This window comes from Desulfofarcimen acetoxidans DSM 771, assembly GCF_000024205.1.
Taxonomy (GTDB): Bacteria; Bacillota; Desulfotomaculia; order Desulfotomaculales; family Desulfofarciminaceae; genus Desulfofarcimen; species Desulfofarcimen acetoxidans.
Genome location: NC_013216.1, coordinates 3,265,934 through 3,281,617, shown reverse-complemented (window position 1 = coordinate 3,281,617; position 15,684 = coordinate 3,265,934). Strand labels below are relative to the sequence as shown.

The following is a 15,684-nucleotide window of genomic DNA, read 5'->3' as shown; positions in this document are numbered from 1 at the left end:
CGTGGTCACCCTCTTTTTGTCATTTGCCAGTTGCTTAGGGCGGTAGTATAGGCTTTTTTGATACTTTAATGTTGCTTTTGCCGCAAAAATTAGTTAGTATTAAGCCAGTTGTTTCTGTGTTAATATTGAGCAATGCTTGCTCGGTTTAGTGGGGTGGCGGAGTGAGTAAAATAAAAATTATGGTGGCCGATGACGAAGAAAGAATCCGTCGTCTGGTAAAGATGTATCTGGAAAAGGAAGGCTATGAAGTTGGCCAGGCAATAAACGGTGAGGATGTCCTGAAGCAGTTGGGACAGGATGCCTCTTGGGATTTATTGCTGTTGGATTTAATGATGCCTGAAACTGACGGCTGGCAGGTTTGCCGGGAGCTTCGCAAAAAATCCGATATCCCGATAATTATGTTGACGGCGCGAGGTGATGAAATTGACCGTGTATTGGGTCTGGAACTAGGCGCCGATGATTATGTGCTTAAGCCCTTTAGTCCAAGAGAACTGGTAGCCAGGATTAAGGCTTTATTGAGAAGGGTTCGACGTAAGCAGGTTTATGGGGATGAAGTGCAGTTGCAGTTTTCTGGATTAACCATTGATCCCGCTTCCAGAAAGGTTATCTTAATGGGACAGGTATTATCACTAACTCCCAAGGAATTTGACCTGCTGTTATTTATGTCTCAATCGGCGGGACAAGTATTTTCCAGGGAGCAGCTGCTGCGGAATATATGGAACTATGATTATTTCGGCGATCCCCGTACGGTTGATACTCATATTAACCGTCTTAGAGATAAATTAACTAAAATTAAGGATGCACCTCAGTATATTCATACAGTATGGGGTGTGGGATATAAATTTGAGGTTGCATTATGATTTTCAGAAGTATTGTTGGCAAACTCTGGCTGGCTATTCTGGTCTTTGTAGTGGTTATTTTAGCAGTTATGAGTATCGTACAAAACTTCGTATTAAAGGATATTTATCTTAACCAGCAGTCTGAGCAGCTTATTGAGGAAGGCAGAAAACTGGCTGCATATATAGAGGGCCAACCATCTCAAGAGCAGTTAGCCGACAGGATTAAAACTGTTTCGGAGGTGTTGAACGCCTCGGTCATGGTGGTTGACCGCAGCGGTATAGTAATTCAAGGGCGGGGCGGCATGCATTGGGGTATGATGAGGCGGCATTTCCAGATGTTTAATGAGCGGGGCCAAATGCAGCAGCAGTTTAGCCTGCCCATTGACCGGGAAGACCTGAAGCTATTGTTGGACGGTCAAACGGTTGTGCACAGGGGCTACAACCAGGCTTTTGAGATGGAGTTGCTCTGGGCTGCTATCCCTGTTCGGGACAAGGACGCAACCCAATCGGTAGTTTTTATTCATACTTTATTGCAACCGATCGCTGAACGAATTAATGTTTTGTATACTGCCAGTTTTTACATATTGGGTGGTGTGCTGCTTTTAGCTGTGATACTCAGTCTTTTTTTGTCACGCAGCCTGTCGAGGCCATTATTGCAGATGAACCAGACTGCTCAGGCCATAACCAGAGGCGATTACAGTCGCAGTGTACCGGTCAGGTCGAAGGATGAGATTGGCCTTTTAGCTGCTTCTCTGAACAGCTTGTCGCAGGAAATACAGGAAAAAATTACTGCAATTGAGAGATTGGATCAAACCAGGCGGGATTTCGTGGCCAATGTATCTCATGAGTTGAGGACACCTTTAACAATTATACAGGGGTATACAGAAGCCCTTTTAGATGGTTTTGCCGAGACTGAAGAGGAACGCCAGCAGTATCTGAACAATGTTTTGGAGGAATCTCAGAGATTGCAGCGTTTGGTTAATGATGTGTTGGATTTGCGCAGCTTGGAATCAGGAAAAATGGTTTTATACAAGCAGAAGGTTGATTTAACAAAGCTTTTGGCAAAAGTGGCAGGAATATTTAAGCCTTTTTACGCCCAGAAACAGGTGTTTTTAAGTCTTTCCGCTGAGGAGGTTTGGGAAGCCGTATATGCTGATCCGGACCGGTTGGAACAGGTATTTGTCAATCTAATTGATAACGCTTTGAGACATACTCCGGCAGGCGGCGAAGTAAAGATTAGTTCAGCACTTGAGACAGATAAGGTTTTTGTTACTGTGAAGGATTCGGGACCGGGAATTTCTTCGAAAGATTTGCCCTTAATCTGGGAGAGATTTTATAAAGTTGATAAAGCCCGTTCTAGAGGCGGGGAAGGCAGCGGCTTAGGCCTGGCCATAACCAAAGCCATTATTGACGCTCATGGAGGATGGGTAGAAGTGACCAGTGAACCGGGCAGAGGGACTGTTATGACTGTTTGCTTGCCTGTTTTCAGAGAAAATGCGGTTCACTAACTGAGTGTAGGATTACCGCAAGCTTCTTATCAGTGTTAGCTTTTCTTTAGCTGAATAGCTGCAAAACTTTTGTGCCTTAGGGGTATATGTTGTGCTATAATTTAAATATTATAAAAATTCAGGAAACAGGGGGTTGGTTATGACTACTGCAAACAATAAAAAGGGTGTTATTTTAGAAGGCAGGGTGTTGGCTCAGGATTTTCCCCTGGACCCTCTTACCAAAAAAATATTGCTGGAAATTACTCCCCCCAGTATGGGCAACAATCAGGCAGATGTTGACAGGGTGCGCAAGGAGTTAATCAAGCAGTTTGGCCCGGTGCGAGTACCTCTGTCTTTAATGCAGTATATTCCATATATTTGCCGGGAGACTGATTGGCAGGTTACAGCTACGGTGGGGTACAACGGCAGTGATTGGGAGTTAATTGCCCTGGAGCCCGGTAATACAACCGACAGGCATTACGGACTGGCTATTGATATAGGTACAACTACGGTAGTAGTTTATTTAGTTGATATGTTGACCGGCCAAATTATCAGTACTGCTTCTGATTATAATGGACAGGTTGTGTTGGGAGATGATATATTAACCAGAATTTTTTTAGCCGTTTACGAGAATAAACTGCCTGATTTTCAGAAAGCAGTTGTAACTACTATTAATAATCTTATACTTGAGCTGGCCGGTAAAAATGCGGTCAACCCTGAGGAGGTATCAGCTGTCACGGTAGGAGCCAACAGCACCATGATTCATATGCTGCTGGGCTTAGATCCTTCCCGCATATGTAAAGAGCCATATATACCTGTAGTGAACAGTCCCGGTTTTGTAAGAGCTTCTGAAATAGGACTGCGGGTGAACAAGCTGGCTATGCTCTATTCTTTTCCCAGTGTAGGCAGTTATGTGGGTGGAGATGTCATAGCCGGTGTTATGGTCAGCGGTATGCACCTGGACAGTGAGGTATCCTTATTCGTTGATATAGGTACAAACGGTGAAATCGTGTTGGGCAATAAGGATTGGCTGGTAGCCTGTGCCGGAGCAGCCGGGCCGGCTCTGGAAGGCGGTGTGGCTAAAGCGGGTATGAGGGCGGCAGAAGGAGCAATAGAAAGGCTTAGTATAGAGCCTGGTACTCTGGCTGTCAGTTTTAAAACTATAGGTGATGTGAAGCCGATTGGTATTTGCGGCTCGGGATTAATTGATTGCTTGTCGGAACTATTGCTAAACGGTTTGATTAACCGTCAGGCTAAGTTTCAGGACGGCTGCAAGGAATTTGTTCTGGTACCTGCGACGGAATCAGGTACGGGCGAAGAGATTAAGATTACACAAAAGGATATAGATGACTTGATGCGGACAAAAGGAGCTGTTAACGCTGCCGTGGAAACTTTGCTGGAGGGAATCGGCTGCGATCTGGCTTCTGTCAGCAAATTTTTCACTGCCGGTGCTTTCGGACAGTATTTGCCTATAGAATCAAGTATAAATATTGGTTTATATCCTGATTTACCCAGGGATAAAATAAGATTGCTGGGCAACAGCTCCGGTGAGGGAGCAAGGCAGGCATTGCTGTCTAACCAAAAAAGATTGGAAGCCGAAGAGATTGCCGGGCGGATAACTTATTTCGAATTGAACGCCAATGATTCATTTTTCAGCAGGTTTGTAGGAAGCAGGTTTTTGCCCCATACAAATCTGGATTATTATCCTACAGTTAAGCAAAAGCTGAAGGATAGAGGTTTGCTTTCATAAAAGTCGTGAGGTATTTATAAAAGTGGCGTAAGCCAGCGTCTGATTGAATGCTGACTTACGCCACTTTTATAGCGTTGCTATTTGCCTTTTAAAATATATTCCTCTCTCATTGCTTTAACAAAAATCTTACTCAGTACGGGATCATAATGTGCACCGGCCAGAGACAGAATTTCTTCACATGCTTCTTCCTGAGTCTTTCCTTTTTTATAAGGCCGGTCGGTGGTTATAGCGTCAAAACTGTCGGCTATACGGATTATTCTGGCTCCCAGTGGTATGGATGTATCCTTTAAGCCGCTGGGATAGCCTGTTCCGTTATAATTCTCATGGTGATACAAGATATACGGGCCTACTTTTTCCAGTGATTTAATAGGCTTGATAATTTCGCTGCCCCAATAGGGATGCTGTTTTAATATTTCCCACTCTCTCTCAGTAGGTTTGCCCGAAGAGTTAAGTACTTCAATATCAACTTCAATTTTTCCTATATCGTGAAGGTAAGCGCCGTATTCGATTAACCTGATTTCTTCTTCTGGCAGTCCATATTTTTGTGCCAATAATGTAGAATATTCAAGTACTCGTTCTGAGTGCCCGTAGGTATAGCGATCCTTGGCATTTATTATACTTAAAAGTGTTTTGATCGAACTTAACAGCTCAAGTTCTGTTGGATTGCTGGTATTAAGAGAATCTAAGACGTTAAAATACAGTTCGACTTTATTTTTGCTGGTTTTTTTGGCTTTGTAGAGAGCCTGATCGGCAAGATCTATTAATTTTTCACAATGTTTTGTATGGCTCGGATAATTTGCTATTCCCGCAGTAATTGATATCTTTCCATTGGGTAATTTTTCGGTATTTTTAATAACCAGTTGTTCTACCTTTTCAGACATTTCACTTGCTAATTTATAGGCAGAAGATAAATCATAATCAATTAATAAAATACAAAATTCATCTCCACCATATCTGGCTACAATAGAAGGATAACTAATATGATTTTTTACTATATTACTTACATTTAATAAAATTTCATCACCGGCGGTATGACCAAAAGTATCGTTAAAGTATTTAAAGTGATCTATATCAAAAAGTATAAGACTTATATTTCTAACGGTGTTGTTTGTCTCTTCTGAAAGAGTCTTAAAGTATTCTTGTAAGAACCTGTGGTTATACAAGCCGGTAAGACCATCCCGGTTAGCCATATCAATCAAATGCTCTCTGATTTCTCGCTCTATGCTTGTTATTCCTCCGGTAAGCCACGCACTAATTAACATAACACCGGTAAAAATAATATCCGACTCCAAAGTTCTGTTTGGGTAATCATATTTATAAAAATATATATCAATAAGTACTAATGACAAACCACATGCTATTGCTACAAAACAACCAACAATTTTATTCCTGGTAAAAGCAAATAAAATTACAGGTATTATTAATAATGTTTTTAGATGGGTATCCTGGAATCCAAAGATAAATATAAAAATAAATATAGAAAGAATAAAAATACCCGCTGATACGTTACTATATTTTATTATTAGTGTAAAACCAAACAGCACACTTAGTAAAAAGACAGTTATAGGTATTACTTCTTTGATTATTGACATTACATGGATATTTGGGAAATCATTTATATTCCAAAATTTATATATAACAGCTGTAATAAAAACAGCTGCACAAAAAGCATAAATTTCATTGATTAGGCCTATATACCTATGATCACTATTATTTTGCCACTTATTCATAAGAATCACCAAAGTAGAAATAATTGTATGTTTTAATTTTAGCTCGGCAAGTAATAGGGATCAGCCCTAAGCCCTATATATTGCTGATTTTTAATGATAATTTATTTTTAAAAACATTTAGCGTACATTAAGGCTTTAGATAATTTATTTACCGGTTTTAAGCATAATATTTATTTTGATTTTTTGATAAAGTATTAGCATAGGTTTTATAGGTAATTTTTATTTTTATTTTTATTTTGGTTTGGTAAGAATCTTACTGAAAAGGTAGTTCCGCTTGAACCTGTTTTAACATTTATTTTGGCATCATGTCGAGCAGCTATGCTATAACATACTGCCAGTCCCAGTCCCGTTCCATCATCCTTTGTAGTGAAGAAAGGTGTTCCTATTTTTTCCATTATGTCCAAGGGAATCCCCTTACCTTCATCCTGTATTTCAAGAACCACATTGTCTACATCTGAAAATGTTTTGATAGTCAGATTTCCACTTAAAGGCATTGCCTCTAAAGCATTGCGTACTAAATTGAGTATTAATTGGCGGATTTCATTTTCATCAAGTAGTAAATCAGGGACGTCTTTCATCTCAAGATTAACACTGCTATTTTTTTTCAATGCATCAGCCTGAATTAAGGGAAATAAAGTTGTTATTATTGAGTTTAAATTGGTCATGTTAAATTTTAGGGGTTTATCCTTAGCCAGAGATAAATATTCTGTAATTATTGAATTGGCCCTATCCAGTTCCTCTATCATAAGACTATAATAGCTTTTATACTTTGCACATTCTTCTTTTGTGGCAAGGAATTGCAAAAAACCCCTAACGGTGGTCAAAGGGTTCCTAATTTCATGACCGATTCCGGCAGCCATTTCTCCTACTAAATTAAGCTTATCTAAACGAGCTATTTCCCTTTCCATTTGTTTATGTTCAGTTATATCTTCGGATACTTTGAGAAAATGTGTAATAATATTTTCATTGTTTCTGAGTGGTAAAACAGAGACACGCTCCCAAAAAAGCTCCCCGTTCTTTTTTTTACTGCAAAGTTCCCCGGACCACTCTTCACCGGAGCTTACGGCGTCCCACACATGTTGCTCTTGATCTAGATTAATGATTAATTTATCTATGCTTTTATTTAATACTTCATCAGATGAAAAACCGGTAACCTTTTTAAATTTTTGATTTGTATATTCAATATTTCCTTTAAAATCAGTTATTATAATAATACTTGGACTGAGTTCAACTGCACGGGTTAACTGGTACATTTTTTCATTAGCTTTTTTTCTGGCTTTAATTTCTTTTTTCAGTGATGAGAGGCTTTTTCTCAGCAATTGTCTATGTTGTCTCTCAATACCCGCTAAATTTCCGGTAAGCCATGCACTAATTAACATAACACCGGTAAAAATAATATCTGACTCTAGAATTATGTTTGGATAACTATATTTATAAAAAAAGATATCAGTAAGAAATAATGAAAAACTGCAACCTATTGCTATTAGACAACCAGCAGTTTTATTCTTGGTAAAAGCAACTAAAATTACAGGTATTACTAATAGTGTCTTAAAATGAACATCTTGAAATCCAAAAACAAATATAAAAATAAACATGGACAAAATAAAAATACCTGCCGATACATTGCTGTATTTCATAACTAGAATAAACCCGAACAGTACACTTATCATGAAAATAATAATAGGTATATCTTTTTTAATAAGTGATGTTATGGGTATGTTGGGAAAGTTATCTAGAGATGACCAAAACTTATATATTACTGCCACAACAAAGATAACAGTACAAAAGGCATAAATTTCATTTATTAATTTTTTGTAGCCATAGTTCTTATGATCAAACCATTTCAAAAGAACCACCTAACCTGTTCAGGAAAAATACAAAAAATGTTCGAGTACTTGCTTTTGGGGATAACAAAAACATTAAAGCAAACACTCGAACTTTAGACCTACTTGATTTTAATAGAATTTAATTAAATAAAAATTTACTTGCGCAGGCATTCCGGTACTTCGGGCTGATAAGTAGCCAGCCAACATGCAGATTGTGCACCGGCGCTGGCAACAAACATCATTATCGTAAGCAATGATGAGGTTAAGAGTGTCATGAAAATCTTTTTCATTATATCACCTCCTTAATACTATATATAGTGCCTTATCCATTGATGTAATGAATTTATACCCCAAAGGCGAAATTGAAAACGCTTGCCACAAAAAACCTAATGCTATACATATTGCAACATTGTTGTTAAACTTATAAATGAAAAATGCCAGTAAGGATACCAATAATCCAATTGTTATGGATAAACGATATAATTTTTTTATATAATCTTTATTCACTAGAGGTTTACCGGCAGACTCTGCCGGAGCATATCTGATGATAAGTAACAGAGATATAGATAAAATAAATAACAAAATCCATAAATTAAAATAAGTGACTGTAAAAGTGGATATAGTTGCGATAAGAGGAAAAATCATGGCACTGAATATAGCACAACGTATTGCTGAGCCACAATGTGCTCCACCGCTGACTAACCTAACTGAAGCGGAAGCAAGCAACACTAAAAGAGTTTCTCTTACATTATTAAGTATTAGACTTATGAAAATAATAAAAGAAATACTTATTATTGTTGATTCAATTAGTTGGCCGGCAAAAACAATAATCTGCTCCTGATTTTTATTAATCGAAGTGTTATTTTTTAGAAAATTTATAACCATTTCCCCAATCATTAAATTTCTCCATGAACTTATATTTTATGATGGCTAGTAAAAGAACTGCTAATTCTACGGGTGCTGCTAAAAATGCCCTTAAAATAGGGTCATTAAACATAACACTATATTGCTTACCTGTTAACTTAACCATTAATGGCAAACTGATTGCCTCAATTAAAAGATATGTTAATAGGCACACCAAAACGCAAAGTATAATTTTTGAGATATTTATTTTGGTTTTCCAATATAACAGAAAAATTAATGTAAAGGTTAGAATAACACTGTGAAATCCAAAACTTATAGGTAAGAAGATTACAAAATTAAATATTCCTTGAATAACGGCTAATAAAAAAATGTCTTTTATGTTGGCTTTAATACCTAACAGAGAATAACAAAATAAAATTACTACAAAGCTTTCAGGAAGATTTTGCAGAAAAAAGTGGATTAGTATTTTTGAGATTGTTTTATCCTCCATAAATAAATATTATGCTTAACATGTTTGCTCATCAAAGCTTTATAAGTAAATATATACTACAAATTATTTTATTTTCCTTCATTATTTAAAATTAAATTTTTGTTTTTATACAACTTAAATTAAATAGTTTTGTGCTTGTGAAATGTATATGGTAAAATAAGTAACGCCGCAGAAATTTCTGCGGCGTTACTTATTTTATGAAACGTTAATTACTTTGCTTGCACCGGACATATATTCTACTATATCGTACATATTTGATATTTTGCCGACAACCAGCTTTTCTTTCAGACCGTAGTAGTCCAGGCAGGTTCCGCAGGATATTATAACAGTACCGTTGTTTTGCAGCGTATGCAGGTGTTCCAGTACCGGTGAATGCTCAGTGGTTAGCCTTACCCCGGCATTGACGAATATTAGTCCAGCGGGTACCGGTTTTATTTCGGTTAAGGTGAAGATGAAGCTTCTCATCAATAAAGTGCCCAGTTCGTCCGAACCTTTGCCTATACTGTCGGAGGATATGAAATACATTTGGTTGTTTTGTTCACTAAGTGTCGAAGCAGGCGCGGGTGATGTTTTGATCTGCTCGTCTCCCTTGGTTACAGTAATATAGTATTCATTGCCCTGCTGATCAACTGAAACCTGGTAACCGGAGTTCCTGGCAAACATAGCCACGTTATCTCGCGCGATTGCGTTATCAACTATGGTTGTCACTGTGCCTGATTCTATATTGTCCAGGGCTTTTTTAGTATTGATAACCGGAGATGGACAGGCAAGTCCCCGGCAATTGACTTCTGACATAATCTTTATCAACTCCTTATTAAGTACGAATTTGTTTGATGAAAAATTAGCTGAGGCAGACTAACTATAACTATGCAACTGAGATTAAACAATCTTTCCTGTCGACTACTTTGCCTATTGCGGCAAATTCCTGAACACCGTTGCGGCTCAAGTTTTCCATAAGCAAGTCTTTCTTTTCCTCTTCAACAGCTATCAGCAGACCTCCGGAGGTTTGTGGGTCATACAGTGCAAAGCCGGTTATATCATCAACGGAGGGTTTAATATAAACATCTTCTGCCAGGTAATTCTTATTATGATAGGCTCCTGCGGGAATCATACCCATGGAGGCTAAGTTTTTTACCTCCGGCAGGAACAATACTGAAGATGAATCTATCTGGATGCTTAACCCGCTGCCCCTGGCCATTTCCGCCGCGTGTCCCAGCAGGCCAAACCCGGTTATATCAGTACATGCGTGCACTCCTGTGGCTTGCATGGCCTGTGCAGCGGCTTTGTTTAACTCAGTCATAGTTTCAACAGCCTTTTTTTCAGCCTCCGGTGCGGCTAACTCGCCTTTTATAGCAGTGTTTATTATTCCTGTGCCCAGAGGCTTGGTTAGTATCAAAACATCTCCGATCCGGGCTTTTGCGTTGGTTAGAACCTTGTCCGGGTGGATTAGACCTGCCACCGCCAGCCCGTATTTCGGTTCATCATCCTGCACGGTATGACCTCCGGCGATAACTGCTCCTGCTTCTATGACTTTCGATGCTCCGCCCTGAAGAATCAGTCCCAGGATATCAGTAGAAAGACAGTTGGGAAAGCATACGATATTTAAAGCCAGCAGCGGTTGACCGCCCATGGCGTAAATATCACTCAAAGCATTGGTTGCTGCAATCTGTCCGAAGATGAAAGGGTCGTCCACTACCGGTGTAAAGAAATCGGTAGTAAGTATTAAGGCAGTTGTTTCGTTTAACCTGTAGACTGCCGCGTCATCAGCAGTCTCGGTTCCTACCAGGAGATTTGGGTCTGTCATAAACGGAATATGTCGCAGAACCTGCGACAGGGCTTCCGGCCCCAGTTTAGCCGCTCACCCGGAAGTCTTAGTCATTTGAGTTAATCTTGGAGATATGTTACTCAAATTGAACACCTCCGATCTAATATTAAAACCTTTACCCTCCGGCAATTTCTCTGAGTGCCCGGACTGTGTAATCTATATCAGCTGCAGTAGTAAAATACCCCGGGCTGAGTCGAACTGTGCCGGCCGGAAAGGTATTTATTGTTTTGTGTGCCCAGGGTGCGCAGTGCAGCCCTACTCTGGTTAATATACCGTATTTTTCATCCAGGAGCAGACCTATTTCGGCAGGGTCCCTTCCTTCGATATTGATGGATATAACCGGCATTTGCATGGAAGCATCATTTGGACCGTAAACCAGCAAATTCTTAATGCCCGCCAGTTCCTGTAAAAGCTGTTCGGTAAGAGCCCTTTCATGGCGGTAAATATTGTCAACTCCTGTTTCCCGTACAAACTTGACAGAAGCTCCCAGACCGGCTAATCCTATGGTATTAGGAGTCCCACTTTCATAGCGATCCGGTAAAAATTCCGGCTGCAAGTCCAATTCCGAGCGACTTCCGGTGCCTCCGAACTTGAGCGGGGCTAAATTCACACCGGCGGCTATGTAAAGTCCCCCGGTACCTTGTGGTCCCAGTAAGCTTTTGTGCCCGGTAAAGGCCAGCAAATCTATTTTCATATCCTTGACATTAAGCTGGCAGGCTCCGGCGGTTTGTGCAGCGTCTACAGCAAATAAAATACCGGCCTCTCCGGTAATTCTGCCTATCTCTTTAATTGGAGTCAAAGTTCCCGCAACGTTTGACGCATGTGTAAGGATAACCAGCCGGGTGTTTTTCTTAAAGCTTTTCTTAACCTTATCCGGGGTTAACTGTCCTTTGGGAGAGCACTTGATTACAGTAACCTCGACCCCGCGATTCTCCAGTTCACGCAGTGGCCTGGCAACCGAGTTATGTTCCATGCTGCCGGTGATAACATGATCACCCGGCTTTAAGAGCCCGTGTAAGATAAGGTTAAGTGCTTCAGTGACATTCAGAGTGAAAATAATTCTCAGGGGGTTTTTTATGCCAAACAATGATGCTATTTCTTCTCTGGTATCGTTAATAACTCTGGCCGCAGCCAGACTCATGCGGTGACCGGAGCGTCCCGGATTAGCGCCGTATTCCTCTGTAAATTGCTGCATGGCCTGGAGCATGGCTTTAGGCTTGGGCCAGGAGGTGGCCGCGTTATCCATATAAATTACCGGCAAGCTGATCACTCCCGTGACTGGTTATTTTTCTAATATTCATTAATGCTTATAGAAAATCCTTTATATTTAAAATGAAAAAAAATTATATTTCGGGATCTGGTATTATTTTTATGCATATATTGTTATTATACTTAACTTTGATGTAAAATAATATAAATGTACTGTTGCGTTAACATAGAAAAAACCAGAACTATTAATCAGAATTTAAGGAGTAATTGATTTTGGGTTTTGATTGCTGCGATACCAGGGGACCAAAAACAAGAACAATAATGGTAAATGGCAAGCAAATAGGCATACAGGATTTGGACAGAATCTTATTTGAAGTTGAAAACAGCGGTGTTCATTCGGATGAACAAATAAAAATTGAGCTTTTGAAAAAGGTGAAGGAAAAAAATTATGTTTCACCGGCTATGCAGCAGAATTATGCTCTGGCTCTTTTCGAAGAATATGAAAGACTGAGGAGGAATATTGGCTATGGCGGAAGAGCAGCTTGTGATCTTTCAATTAAATAAGCAGAACTATGCCCTTTCGGTTAATGAGACTAAGGAAATTATTCGCATGGCTGAGATAACCAAGGTGCCTAATACAGATCACTTTATTGAAGGAATAATTAATTTGCGCGGTGATGTAACCCCGGTAATTAATCTGAACCGGCGGTTAGGCTTGTATGAAACTGAATATGATCAGGATACCAGAATAATTGTAGTAGAGCACAATAAAGAAAGAGTAGGTATGATTGTGGACGCAGTTAATGAAGTTGGCCGCTGCAGTGAGGAAGAAATAGAATCACCGGATATAACCGGGGAAGAAATTGATTTCCTAAGAGGTGTTATTAAGAAAGGCGACGAATTATGGCTGTTGCTTGATTTGAAAAAGATTTTATAGAAAAAGATAAACTTCTTGAGTTGGAACTAATATGTTTAATTAGTTGGTCGACTGTCAAGGTTGAGTTATTTATCCCTTCTTTGCCGCATAAGAATTATGGCAAGGAGGGATTTTTTATGTCCTGGAACAAGATTAAGAAAAAGTTTAAACAGCAGGTTTCCGATTTATTGGAAATTCCCAATGATATTGTTTTGGACTTGCCTAAAATTATAATGGTGGGTAATTTGCAAGTCTTTATTGAAAACCACAAAGGTATTGTAGAGTATTCTCCTCAATTGATGCGGGTGAATGTGGGCTACGGGGAAGTAGTGATAACAGGAGAGAGTCTTATACTCCGGAATATTTTGTTGGATGAGATATGTATTGAAGGCAAGATAAGCAGTTTGAATTTTATGCAATTATAATCAATATGCTTTTGAATTTCTACAGTTTTTCTAAATTTTTACCTGTGTTGGGAGGTGCCGGTATGTTTCTATTTAAGCTTTTATCTTTTTTGATAGGCCATGTTTCGCTGGTGGTGCGGGGTGAGAGTTTGGAGAAATTTATAAATATGGCTGTCAGCCGGGGGATTTATTTGTGGGATATAACCAGGTTGGAAGGTGACAGGGTTCGGGTGAAGGTCAGGTTGAGCGCGATCAATCCTTTGCGTCATATTGCCAGGCAGACAGGCAGCAGGTTTTATTTTCAAGAGCGTGCGGGGATGCCTTTTCTGGCCGCACGCCTTAAACGGCGAAAAATGTTGCTGGCCGGGGCCATTATATTTGTTGTTTCTCTTTACAGTTTAACTTCCTTTATCTGGTTCATTGAAGTGACCGGAACAAGTAAGATCAGTAATGAAGCAGTATTGCGAGCGGCAAAAAATGCGGGTCTAAAAAGAGGCGTCTTAAAATGGAATCTTGATACAGCCGAATTTGAAAGAGATATTCGTGAACAACTGCCGGAAATTAGCTGGACGGGCATTGAAATCAAAGGAACAAAAGCTATAATTGAAATTGTAGAGAAAAAGTTGCCTGAAACCTCTGAAAATCAACCTGCTCATATTGTAGCCTCAAAAGAAGGTTTGGTTAAAGAAGTATTGGTTTTGGTCGGTAATCCTCTGGTTAAAGAAGGTGATACGGTATTTGCCGGGCAGATACTCATTTCCGGGGTGATTCCTCCTACTTTAAAAGAAAAAGAAATACCGGAGCAGCCTCTGTCCAGCGAACAAAAGGAGCTATTGGAAAAAGAGTCCGGTGAGCCGAAGATTGTACACGCTAAGGGTACGGTGCGGGCCAGAGTATGGTATGAAAGCAGTGCTGAGGCTGCCATTATTGAGCAGGGTCAAAAAGCTACGGGAAAAACTGTCAGCCGTTTCGGTATTAAAATCGGTGCTAAGGAAATAATTTTAATGGGAAAACAAAAAATCCCCTTCAAACAATATAAGGTAAGTTCCCGGGTTAAAAAATTACCTTCATGGAGGAATATTAATTTGCCCGTCGAAATAGTGACATTAAAGTATTTTGAAATAGTGGACTTCAAGGAGGAAAGGGGTCGCGCGGGGGCGAAAATTTTGGCTGAGCGAAGGGCTATGGAAAAAATTGTTAAGCAGCTTCCGGCCAATGCGGTAATGCAAAAACGCAAGGTTGAGGAGGCAAGCGCCGGCAGTAGGGATAAGAATCTGGTGCGTGTAAATGTTTCTGTGGAAACTTTGGAGGATATAAGCGAGAAAAGAACTTTTAAGCCTGAATAGAGGAGGTTTCAAGCACTTTTGACTGAGCAAATTGAAGCTAGAGTTATACTTGACGATATTGGCGCTTTAAGTGAAATCTTTGGCAGAAATGATGAAAATCTGGTGACTATAGAAAAAGCTTTGATGGTGAAGGTGGTTGTGCGGGGTGAGGAGTTGGTGATCAGCGGTGCGGCTACACAGGTTAGTTACGCGCAGGAGGTTTTCAGTCAACTTAAAAACTTTTACCGGGCCGGCAACCGGGTAACCTTAAGAGATATTAATTATGTCTTGAAAGCCGTACAAAGCGGGCAAAAAAATGCTCTTATAGCACTGGCCAAAGATGTGATTATGGTGACCTACAGGGGTAAACAAATTAAGCCTAAGACAATAGGCCAAAAGAAGTATATTGAAGCAATAGAAAAAAATGATATAGTTTTTGGAGTGGGTCCGGCAGGTACGGGAAAGACTTATTTGGCGGTGGTTATGGCTGTCAAGGCCCTGCGCAATAAAGAGATAACCCGCTTGGTACTGACCCGCCCGGCTGTAGAGGCAGGAGAGAAGCTGGGTTTTTTACCGGGGGATTTACAGGAGAAAATAGATCCCTACCTGCGGCCTCTCTATGACAGCCTCTATGATGTGCTTGGTTTGGATGTCACGCAGAAATATATGGAGCGACAGGTTATTGAAATTGCCCCTTTAGCCTATATGAGGGGGAGGACTTTGGAGGATTGTTTTATTATACTGGATGAGGCGCAGAATACTACCCCGGAGCAGATGAAAATGTTTTTAACACGCATGGGGTTTGGGTCTAAGGCGATAATTACCGGGGATATTACCCAGGTGGATTTGCCCAAAGGCCAGGTTTCAGGTTTAAAAGAGGCCAGGCGGCTGTTGAGCGAGATTAATGGCTTGAGTTTTCAGTATTTAAGCGGTGCGGATATTATCAGGCACCCGCTGGTAGAAAAAATCATTCAGGCTTACGATGGAGAACAGTTGCAAGCCAAAGAGGAGTGAAATAG

16 protein-coding genes are annotated in these 15,684 nt (G+C 40.0%); 8 read left to right on the top strand and 8 right to left on the bottom strand.

Going from position 1 to position 15,684, the window contains the following annotated elements; translation table 11 throughout:
- The first annotated feature begins 161 nt into the window (after positions 1 to 161).
- The 3 genes from DTOX_RS14970 to DTOX_RS14960 all read left to right on the top strand — a co-directional run bounded on the left by DTOX_RS14970 (position 162) and on the right by DTOX_RS14960 (position 4,076).
- Positions 162 to 860: a response regulator transcription factor gene (locus DTOX_RS14970; RefSeq protein WP_015758529.1), complete on the top strand. Its 699-nt coding sequence runs from the start codon at positions 162 to 164 to the stop codon at positions 858 to 860.
- Positions 857 to 2,347, top strand: a complete 1,491-nt coding sequence (locus tag DTOX_RS14965) for a sensor histidine kinase (protein WP_015758528.1) — start codon at positions 857 to 859, stop codon at positions 2,345 to 2,347. The genes DTOX_RS14970 and DTOX_RS14965 overlap by 4 nt, the downstream gene beginning before the upstream one ends.
- 139 nt (positions 2,348 to 2,486) lie before the next feature.
- Entirely contained in the window at positions 2,487 to 4,076 is a 1,590-nt protein-coding gene (locus DTOX_RS14960; RefSeq protein ID WP_015758527.1) for an ASKHA domain-containing protein, read from the top strand.
- A 77-nt stretch (positions 4,077 to 4,153) separates the two neighbouring features.
- Here the strand turns inward: DTOX_RS14960 and DTOX_RS14955 are convergent, their stop codons facing one another.
- From DTOX_RS14955 to DTOX_RS14925, 8 genes are all read right to left on the bottom strand, one after another.
- Entirely contained in the window at positions 4,154 to 5,806 is a 1,653-nt protein-coding gene (locus tag DTOX_RS14955) for a bifunctional diguanylate cyclase/phosphohydrolase (RefSeq protein ID WP_015758526.1), read from the bottom strand.
- A 206-nt stretch (positions 5,807 to 6,012) separates the two neighbouring features.
- Positions 6,013 to 7,662: an ATP-binding protein gene (locus DTOX_RS14950; RefSeq protein ID WP_422698383.1), complete on the bottom strand. Its 1,650-nt coding sequence runs from the start codon at positions 7,660 to 7,662 to the stop codon at positions 6,013 to 6,015.
- A gap of 125 nt (positions 7,663 to 7,787) precedes the next feature.
- Entirely contained in the window at positions 7,788 to 7,922 is a 135-nt protein-coding gene (locus tag DTOX_RS22380; RefSeq protein WP_015758524.1) for a cyclic lactone autoinducer peptide, read from the bottom strand.
- A gap of 4 nt (positions 7,923 to 7,926) precedes the next feature.
- On the bottom strand, positions 7,927 to 8,529 hold the full coding sequence (locus DTOX_RS14945; RefSeq protein ID WP_015758523.1) for an accessory gene regulator ArgB-like protein: 603 nt from the start codon (positions 8,527 to 8,529) through the stop codon (positions 7,927 to 7,929).
- A complete protein-coding gene (locus DTOX_RS14940) occupies positions 8,492 to 8,986 on the bottom strand; it encodes a hypothetical protein (RefSeq protein WP_015758522.1) in 495 nt (164 codons plus the stop codon). Before DTOX_RS14940 ends, DTOX_RS14945 begins: the two co-directional genes overlap by 38 nt.
- A 195-nt stretch (positions 8,987 to 9,181) precedes the next feature.
- Complete coding sequence (gene yedF, locus DTOX_RS14935; RefSeq protein WP_015758521.1) at positions 9,182 to 9,781, bottom strand: sulfurtransferase-like selenium metabolism protein YedF; 600 nt, start codon at positions 9,779 to 9,781, stop codon at positions 9,182 to 9,184.
- A gap of 70 nt (positions 9,782 to 9,851) precedes the next feature.
- Positions 9,852 to 10,865 carry a selenide, water dikinase SelD gene (selD, locus tag DTOX_RS14930; protein WP_422698412.1) on the bottom strand — a complete coding sequence of 338 codons (1,014 nt, stop codon included), beginning with the start codon at positions 10,863 to 10,865 and terminating at the stop codon, positions 9,852 to 9,854.
- 61 nt (positions 10,866 to 10,926) lie between these two features.
- Positions 10,927 to 12,072, bottom strand: coding sequence for an aminotransferase class V-fold PLP-dependent enzyme (locus tag DTOX_RS14925; protein ID WP_015758519.1), 1,146 nt, complete (start codon positions 12,070 to 12,072; stop codon positions 10,927 to 10,929).
- A gap of 221 nt (positions 12,073 to 12,293) precedes the next feature.
- Between DTOX_RS14925 and DTOX_RS14920 the strand changes: the two genes are divergently transcribed.
- The 5 genes from DTOX_RS14920 to DTOX_RS14900 all read left to right on the top strand — a co-directional run bounded on the left by DTOX_RS14920 (position 12,294) and on the right by DTOX_RS14900 (position 15,679).
- Complete coding sequence (locus tag DTOX_RS14920; protein ID WP_015758518.1) at positions 12,294 to 12,584, top strand: hypothetical protein; 291 nt, start codon at positions 12,294 to 12,296, stop codon at positions 12,582 to 12,584.
- Positions 12,547 to 12,957, top strand: coding sequence for a chemotaxis protein CheW (locus DTOX_RS14915; RefSeq protein ID WP_015758517.1), 411 nt, complete (start codon positions 12,547 to 12,549; stop codon positions 12,955 to 12,957). The genes DTOX_RS14920 and DTOX_RS14915 overlap by 38 nt, the downstream gene beginning before the upstream one ends.
- Before the next feature lie 116 nt (positions 12,958 to 13,073).
- Positions 13,074 to 13,361 (top strand): sporulation protein YqfC, encoded by a 288-nt coding sequence (gene yqfC / locus DTOX_RS14910; protein WP_015758516.1) that lies wholly within the window; start codon positions 13,074 to 13,076, stop codon positions 13,359 to 13,361.
- 62 nt (positions 13,362 to 13,423) lie between these two features.
- Positions 13,424 to 14,686: a sporulation protein YqfD gene (gene yqfD, locus DTOX_RS14905; RefSeq protein ID WP_015758515.1), complete on the top strand. Its 1,263-nt coding sequence runs from the start codon at positions 13,424 to 13,426 to the stop codon at positions 14,684 to 14,686.
- Between the two features lie 18 nt (positions 14,687 to 14,704).
- Positions 14,705 to 15,679 (top strand): PhoH family protein, encoded by a 975-nt coding sequence (locus tag DTOX_RS14900; protein WP_015758514.1) that lies wholly within the window; start codon positions 14,705 to 14,707, stop codon positions 15,677 to 15,679.
- Positions 15,680 to 15,684 lie beyond the last annotated feature (5 nt).